Origin of the sequence: Yoonia sp. (genome assembly GCF_030731595.1) — a bacterium.
GTDB lineage: Bacteria > Pseudomonadota > Alphaproteobacteria > Rhodobacterales > Rhodobacteraceae > Yoonia.
In genome coordinates this window covers 1-6,716 of the sequence record NZ_JANQTS010000025.1, presented here as the reverse complement: position 1 = coordinate 6,716, position 6,716 = coordinate 1, and the positions used below count along the sequence as shown (strand labels likewise).

The 6,716-nt window shown below is 58.1% G+C and carries 10 protein-coding genes; 4 read left to right on the top strand and 6 right to left on the bottom strand.

Going from position 1 to position 6,716, the window contains the following annotated elements:
• The first annotated feature begins 177 nt into the window (after positions 1 to 177).
• Positions 178 to 501 (top strand): arsenate reductase family protein, encoded by a 324-nt coding sequence (locus NWQ23_RS02290; RefSeq protein WP_306164618.1) that lies wholly within the window; start codon positions 178 to 180, stop codon positions 499 to 501.
• Between the two features lie 2 nt (positions 502 to 503).
• On the opposite strand, the gene NWQ23_RS02285 is transcribed toward NWQ23_RS02290, so the two are convergent.
• On the bottom strand, positions 504 to 710 hold the full coding sequence (locus tag NWQ23_RS02285) for a cold-shock protein (RefSeq protein WP_306164617.1): 207 nt from the start codon (positions 708 to 710) through the stop codon (positions 504 to 506).
• A gap of 173 nt (positions 711 to 883) precedes the next feature.
• Here NWQ23_RS02285 and NWQ23_RS02280 point away from each other — a divergent pair, with 173 nt between their 5' ends.
• Both NWQ23_RS02280 and NWQ23_RS02275 read left to right on the top strand, forming a co-directional pair.
• Positions 884 to 1,213 carry an arsenate reductase family protein gene (locus tag NWQ23_RS02280; protein WP_306164616.1) on the top strand — a complete coding sequence of 110 codons (330 nt, stop codon included), beginning with the start codon at positions 884 to 886 and terminating at the stop codon, positions 1,211 to 1,213.
• 45 nt (positions 1,214 to 1,258) lie between these two features.
• Positions 1,259 to 1,627, top strand: coding sequence for a hypothetical protein (locus NWQ23_RS02275; RefSeq protein ID WP_306164615.1), 369 nt, complete (start codon positions 1,259 to 1,261; stop codon positions 1,625 to 1,627).
• Here the strand turns inward: NWQ23_RS02275 and NWQ23_RS02270 are convergent.
• The 5 genes from NWQ23_RS02270 to thrS form a co-directional block, all read right to left on the bottom strand.
• Entirely contained in the window at positions 1,611 to 2,159 is a 549-nt protein-coding gene (locus NWQ23_RS02270; RefSeq protein WP_306164614.1) for a DoxX family protein, read from the bottom strand. The two genes, NWQ23_RS02275 and NWQ23_RS02270, sit on opposite strands and share 17 nt — an antisense overlap.
• A gap of 11 nt (positions 2,160 to 2,170) precedes the next feature.
• Positions 2,171 to 2,908, bottom strand: a complete 738-nt coding sequence (locus tag NWQ23_RS02265; RefSeq protein WP_306164613.1) for a DUF2063 domain-containing protein — start codon at positions 2,906 to 2,908, stop codon at positions 2,171 to 2,173.
• Positions 2,905 to 3,759, bottom strand: a complete 855-nt coding sequence (locus NWQ23_RS02260; protein WP_306164619.1) for a DUF692 domain-containing protein — start codon at positions 3,757 to 3,759, stop codon at positions 2,905 to 2,907. The genes NWQ23_RS02265 and NWQ23_RS02260 overlap by 4 nt, the downstream gene beginning before the upstream one ends.
• A gap of 62 nt (positions 3,760 to 3,821) precedes the next feature.
• Positions 3,822 to 4,124: a DUF2282 domain-containing protein gene (locus NWQ23_RS02255; RefSeq protein ID WP_306164612.1), complete on the bottom strand. Its 303-nt coding sequence runs from the start codon at positions 4,122 to 4,124 to the stop codon at positions 3,822 to 3,824.
• Between the two features lie 238 nt (positions 4,125 to 4,362).
• Positions 4,363 to 6,309, bottom strand: coding sequence for a threonine--tRNA ligase (gene thrS / locus NWQ23_RS02250; protein WP_306164611.1), 1,947 nt, complete (start codon positions 6,307 to 6,309; stop codon positions 4,363 to 4,365).
• Positions 6,310 to 6,513: 204 nt separating this feature from the next.
• Here thrS and NWQ23_RS02245 point away from each other — a divergent pair.
• Positions 6,514 to 6,716: hypothetical protein (locus NWQ23_RS02245; protein ID WP_306164610.1), on the top strand; the 203-nt coding region annotated here is incomplete at its 3' end.

The following is a 6,716-nucleotide window of genomic DNA, read 5'->3' as shown; positions in this document are numbered from 1 at the left end:
ACCTACGGCTTATCCCGATGCCATGACGCATACGGCCAATCGCGGATATCCTCGACCAAACCGTGCTTCATCGGATTGATCCAACAATACTGGATATACACGACAATATTTCCACATAGCCAACCATCGCCAAGAATGGTTAATTGACCCGCAACATCTCCAAACCGGACACCCCCGATGATCCTCTACGGCCTGCCCACCTGTTCTGACTGCAACAAAGCCCGCAAGGCGCTGGCCGACGCGGGCCATGACGTGACGTTCCGCGATATCCGCGCCGCGCCGATGTCCGCCGCAGATTGGGCGCCGCTGCTGGCGGAATTCGGGGATAATCTGGTGGACCGCAAATCGCAGGCCTACCGCAACCTCAACGCATGGATGCGCGAGAGCGAGGCCGAGGCTCAACTGGCCGACCAGCCAGCACTTATGGCACGCCCCGTCATCACTGACGGGACACGCTGGACCTTGGGCTGGGATACCGCCGCGCAGGCGGTCTGGCTCTGAACTCAGGCTTTGGCGATATTGCCGGCCATCTTGCGCCCGTCACGCCCTTCGATCAGATCGAATGTGACCTTCTGGTCATCGGCAAGTCCGGTCATGCCGGATTGTTCGACGGCTGAAATATGCACAAAAATGTCTGATCCGCCGTCATCGGGCGCAATAAATCCGTAGCCTTTGGTTGTATTGAACCATTTTACGGTGCCGCTTGGCATTGTCCGTTCTCCTTCATGTCGTGCCCTTTCGGGCAGGGCAGGTCTTGGGCCCCGCGACACGCGGACTTCCCTTCGCCTTGTGAATCTATGGTTATTCGTTTTATGAAAAAGGCAAATGACACGACGTCGCATTCACGCGATTGGGAAGATTCTTGCACATTTTGGAGAGCGTGATGCGCTTCTTTGGCTTAAAAACCTGCGATACCTGCCGAAAGGCGCTGAAAAACCTAGCAGCAGCAGGATATGACCCGCAGGTGATTGATGTGCGCGCAGACGGTATTTCAGCCGCAGACCTGCAAACGATCATCGCCACCTTCGGGGATGGCGCGCTGAACCGTGCCTCTACCACATGGCGTGCGCTCTCTGATTCCGAGAAGGAGGCCGATGCTGCGGCGCTTTTGGCCGCACACCCTACCTTGATGAAACGCCCCGTGATCGAAGCCGAGGGCCAGTGGACCATCGGCTGGAAAGCGGACGTACAGGCAAAGTACCTTGGCGAATGATCCAAGACTGCCTATGTCGGTCTCAGAGCAGTAAGGAGAACACCCATGCGCAACGCCGCATCCATTCTTGGCCTGATCGGCGGCCTGATCGGTATTCTGGTTGGCCTGTTCGGCTATGGCTACGCCGAATTGTCGGAACGCCATGCCGAGGTGGGCCAGTTCTTTGGCTTCCTTGAAAACCCCGGCTTTATCCGGTTTGCCAGTTTCATCGCCCCGTTGCTTGCTATTGCCGGCGGTGCGATGGCCAAATCCCGCGCCTTATGGGGCGGAATCCTGATGCTGATCAGCGCGTTTTGTTTCTACACCGCCTTCGGTTTTAATGTGGGGACGATGTTCCCGATTGGCTTTGTCGCCCTTGGTGGCCTGCTGGCGATTGCCGCTGGCAAGCCAGACGAGCCTAAGGCGCATTTCTGAACAAAAGCCGGTCAATCGAGAGCGCACCTGCGCCCTTGAACACAAGGATCAGCAGACACAGCACCCAGAACGCCCGCTGATCAAGGATCAGCGCGTCCGACATGCGGTCAAACCATGCGCCCAGCGTCCCCTCATGCGCGATCCCGCCGTGGCCGAAAAGATCGGTCAGGGATTGCACAATGATAAAGCCGATCATCCCGAAAGCTGCCAACCGGGTAAAAAGCCCGATAACGATCAAGACCGGCAAAACGAATTCCGCGATGGTCCCGCCGGTCACGACAGCCCAATGAAAGACGCCCAACTGCGAAGTGTCATAGCCGACCGCTTCCATCGCCTTGGGAAAGATCTGGACATAGGCCCCCGGAGACGGGGACAGAAACCCAAAGAGCCCGTCGCCCAGTTTGGTCAGCCCTGAATTCCAGTAATACATGAACAGCACTGCCGCAAACACAAGCCGTGCCAGCAAAGGAAGCAAAGCATCGCCAAGTCGGTTCACCGGGCGCGTGATTGAAGCGAGAGGGGAAGTCGTCATTATGGGGCCTTTCAATAAATTTCTGTCACCGCACTCTGGGCCAGCAAGAGGCCCAAAACTTGGCCGAGATCGAGCGTATCATCCGCAGTTGCCATCGCCTGTCCCAATGTCTGGCCTGACTTCAGCGCCTCAATACAGGTTGCCGCGGCGGCGTTGATCCGGTGGAGTTCGGGGTCAAATGCGGGGCGGGTGATCAGGATCGCTTCGGCCTGCATGACAGGCTTGGGCGCAGTGTCGCTGGTATTGGCGCGGTAGATCGCGTGAATAGGATAACTGGACGCAACGGTCTGTACCGCAGGGGCGATCCGCAGCCTGACGCCCATCAGCGCGTCGGGCGCCAGATCAGCAAACTCTTGCGGGGTCACGGGCGTCGCATCGGCAGCGTGATAGGCATGCCGCAACGCCAGTTCAACAGCCGCAATATCAGGAAGATACCCGAGAGTCTGTGCAGGGGGAAAGCGGCGCAGGAATTGCGGCATCGCATGACCGTAGAACATCATCAGTGGTGACTTGGGTGGGTGTTTGCGCAGGTAAATGCCAGCCATCGCCCGAAAGAACTGATCACCGACCAGTTTGCGGACAATCGGAAAGGCCGCCTCCAAGGCGTCAGACAGGCTGACGGCCACATTGTTGCGGTAGACGTCAAACCGCTTGGCAGCCTGTCCGCCATCCGGATTGATGATCCCCGCAGGCACAGCCGCTGCCGGATCCAGCATGGCGTTCCTGAACGCGGCCTGACGGACAGTCATGCCAGCACCATGGCAAGGGCCGCGTCAGCGCGGGCTATCTCGGCTGACAGCACGGACCAATCGGGCACATCGGTGTCCCATTCGATCAGCAGTGGCTTTGGGCCGGATTTGGCGAGGGTGTAATCCAGCAGTGCCCAGACAGGATCCACGACAGCCTTGCCGTGGCTGTCGATCAACAGCGGCGCACCGGTTTCGTCCTGATCTTCGTCATGGCCGCCAAGGTGGATTTCCCCGACAGCGTCGATAGGGAACGCGTCGATATAGGCTTGCGGAGATGTTTGCAGGTTCGTGGCACTGACAAAGACGTTGTTGACGTCCAGCAAGAGGCCACAGCCGGTGCGGGCGACCAATTCGCGCAGAAAATCGGTCTCGGACATCGTGGACTCGGCAAATGCGAGGTAGCTGGAGGGGTTTTCCAGCAGCATCTGACGGCCCACGACGTCCTGAACCTGATTGATGTGAGTAGCGACGCGGGTCAGTGTTTGAGTGGTATAGGGCAGGGGAAGAAGGTCGTTGTAAAAGTGGCTGTCGTGGGTGGACCAAGCGAGATGCTCGGAAAAGCTTGCGGGGTTGAGCCAGCCGACAAGATGTTTGAGGCGGGCCAGATGGTCGGTGTCAAGATCGTCTTCGCCACCGATGGAAAGTCCAACGCCGTGCACCGAGATGGGGAAGCGTTCGGCCAGATGGCGCAGTTGGGCTATGGGGCGGCCACCGTCGCCCATGTAATTCTCGGCGTGAATTTCGAGCCAACCCAGCGGGCCGGGGGATGCCATGATGTCGGCGTAGTGTTGGGCTTTGTATCCAACGCCGGGACGCGCGGGGAGTAATGGAGTTTGTGTCGCGTCAAGCATGGCAGCAGCCTTCGGGTAGGTGATGGTAAGGTGGATCATGATCCACCTTACCGGAATTACGCTTATGCAGGCAGGTCGCGATCAAGCGCTTCCAAAGAGCCCATACGCTCGGTCCCGTCAGCCATTGCAGGCAGTTCCATCGTTTCGCATGTGCCGGCAGGAACGAATGTCCATGCGTTGCCCTGATAGTCAACCTTTGAAGAACCTGCACATGTTGTGCCTGGACCGGCGGCACAGTCGTTTGCGCCGGCGAGCGACACACCGAAGCACTTTACGTTCTCTTGAGCAGTGGCGGTGGTGGACAGACCAGCAAGTGCAGAGGCGACGGCGCTGGCGAGGACGAGAGTTTTGGTTGCGTTGGACATGAGAGTTTCCTTTGGTTTGGGTCAACATTAACATTTCACCGTCTTGCGGCGATGTCCAAACCCTAACCGTGCCATCTGTTCATACGCCATTCACAGGCCCGTGCATCGCAGTTCCGTGAGGTCACGTGAGCAACTTACCCATTGTGGCGACCTGTTGCAGACAGAATTTCCCATAGAAAACAAAGAACCCGCCGATGCGTCCATCGGCGGGTTTGTTACAGGTTGCTGCGCGGGAATGTTACAGAAGGTCGGGCGGTGTGGCTGACTTTGCCAGCTCTGCGACGATCTCGGTCAGAGATGTTACAGAGGTTTGGTTTTCTCCCAGCCGCCGCGCTGTCACCGTGCGTTCCTCGACTTCGCGCGCACCAAGTGCCAGAATCACCGGCACCTTCCCGACAGAGTGCTCGCGGACCTTGAAGTTGATCTTTTCGTTGCGCAGGTCAGCTTCTGCGCGGACACCAGCGGCTTTCAGGGCCGCGACCACCTCCAACGCATAGTCATCCGCATCCGAGACAATCGTCGCCACAACAACCTGACGCGGGGCCAGCCAGAACGGCAGCTTGCCTGCGTGCTCTTCGATCAGGATGCCGATGAACCGCTCGAACGATCCCAGCGTTGCGCGGTGCAACATGACGGGACGGTGCTTGGCCCCATCCTCGCCGATATAGCTCGCGTCCAACCGTTCAGGCAGAACAAAGTCTACCTGATGCGTGCCACACTGCCAGTCACGGCCGATGGCATCGGTCAGCACAAACTCCAGCTTGGGACCATAGAACGCGCCTTCGCCGGGGTTTAACTCTGGCTCGATCCCTGCGGCTCGGGTCGCGGCCAGAAGGGCGGCCTCGGCCTTGTCCCAGACCTCATCGGACCCTGCGCGCTTTTCGGGGCGATCTGAAAACTTCACTTTGAAGTTGTCGAAACCAAGGTCTCGATAGACGCCGCTCAGAAAGCTGATGAATTCGGCTGTTTCGGATTCGATCTGGCTTTCGCGGCAGAAAATATGCCCGTCGTCCTGCGTAAAGCCACGCACCCGCATGATCCCATGCAGCGCGCCCGAAGGCTCATAGCGGTTGCAGGACCCGAATTCGGCCATCCGCAACGGCAGTTCGCGGTAGGACTTGAGGCCCTGATTGAAAATCTGGACGTGGCAGGGGCAGTTCATCGGTTTCAGCGCATTGACCGTCTTTTCGCGCGCATGTTCTTCGTCCACTTCGACAATGAACATATGGTCTTGATACTTTTCCCAATGGCCCGAGGCTTCCCAAAGCTTGCGATCCACCACCTGCGGCGTGTTCACCTCGACATAGCCACCGGCGCGCTGTTTGCGGCGCATGTAGTCCTGCAACTCGGTATAGATCGTCCAGCCGTTGGGGTGCCAGAACACCTGACCGGGGGCTTCTTCCTGCATATGGAACAGGTCCATCTCGCGGCCCAGCTTGCGGTGGTCGCGTTTGGCGGCTTCTTCCAGCATGTGCAGGTGGGCTTTGAGCCCTTCCTTGTTCGTAAAGGCCACCCCGTAGATCCGCTGCAACATCGCGCGGTCACTGTCGCCGCGCCAATAGGCACCGGCGATGGACATCAGTTTGAACGCATCAGCGGGCACCTGACCCGTGTTCTGCAAATGCGGACCACGGCAGAGATCCTGCCACTGCCCATGCCAATACATGCGCAGCGGTTCATTGCCCGGGATGCTTTCGATCAACTCGACCTTATAGGGCTCGCCACGGTCCTTGTAATACTGGATCGCAACGTCACGTTCCCAAATCTCGGTGCGGACCTCATCGCGTTTGTTGATGATCTCTTTCATCTTCTTTTCGATGGTGCCGAGGTCTTCTGGGGTAAAAGGTTCCTTGCGGTCAAAATCGTAATACCAGCCGTCCTTGATGACGGGGCCGATGGTGACTTGGGTGTCAGGCCAGATTTCTTGGACAGCGCGGGCCATGATATGGGCAAGGTCATGACGGACGAGTTCAAGCGCGGGGGCCTCGTCTTTCATCGTGTTGATGGCAATCGCGGCATCGGCCGTGATCGGCCATTGCAGGTCCCAATGCAGATCATTCACAGTGGCCGAGATCGCCTTTTTGCGCAGCGACGGTGAGATATCTGTCGCGACATCGGCCGCAGTGACGCCCGCATCATAAGTACGGATATTGCCATCAGGGAAAGTCAGGGAAATCTGGGCCATCGTTCGGCTCCTCGTCAGTTTGGCGCCCACGGAACGCCCGGTTGCGGGTTATGTGTGCGGGCTAAATGACGGGGTGACGGGCAATGGTCAAGAGCGATGCGTCTGGCTCATGATTTGTATGCAGAGATATACGTTGACTGCGACACATGGTGCGGTAAAACCGACCTAGTTTCCGATGCGAAACCTAGATGTTGGGGAAGTCACATGCCAAGCTACAACCGCACGTTTGATCTGAGCATCAGCGATATCGACATGATCGAAGAGGCGCTGCGCGCCCGTGGTCGCGAATTGTCACGGATGCGTCTGGCCCTGACTGAAGAGAACCCTGCCCATCTGGAATCGATCCGTGTGATCGAGCAAGACCAGCGCGAGAACGAAGAACTGCTGGGCCGTCTGCACGACCAGAA

What these genes read in the sequence shown, in the direction of transcription:
- NWQ23_RS02290 (WP_306164618.1), top strand. Translation starts at nt 178, where the DNA reads ATGATCCTCTACGGCCTGCCCACCTGTTCTGACTGCAACAAAGCCCGC.
- NWQ23_RS02285 (WP_306164617.1), bottom strand. Translation starts at nt 710, where the DNA reads ATGCCAAGCGGCACCGTAAAATGGTTCAATACAACCAAAGGCTACGGA.
- NWQ23_RS02280 (WP_306164616.1), top strand. Translation starts at nt 884, where the DNA reads ATGCGCTTCTTTGGCTTAAAAACCTGCGATACCTGCCGAAAGGCGCTG.
- NWQ23_RS02275 (WP_306164615.1), top strand. Translation starts at nt 1,259, where the DNA reads ATGCGCAACGCCGCATCCATTCTTGGCCTGATCGGCGGCCTGATCGGT.
- NWQ23_RS02270 (WP_306164614.1), bottom strand. Translation starts at nt 2,159, where the DNA reads ATGACGACTTCCCCTCTCGCTTCAATCACGCGCCCGGTGAACCGACTT.
- NWQ23_RS02265 (WP_306164613.1), bottom strand. Translation starts at nt 2,908, where the DNA reads ATGACTGTCCGTCAGGCCGCGTTCAGGAACGCCATGCTGGATCCGGCA.
- NWQ23_RS02260 (WP_306164619.1), bottom strand. Translation starts at nt 3,759, where the DNA reads ATGCTTGACGCGACACAAACTCCATTACTCCCCGCGCGTCCCGGCGTT.
- NWQ23_RS02255 (WP_306164612.1), bottom strand. Translation starts at nt 4,124, where the DNA reads ATGTCCAACGCAACCAAAACTCTCGTCCTCGCCAGCGCCGTCGCCTCT.
- thrS (WP_306164611.1), bottom strand. Translation starts at nt 6,309, where the DNA reads ATGGCCCAGATTTCCCTGACTTTCCCTGATGGCAATATCCGTACTTAT.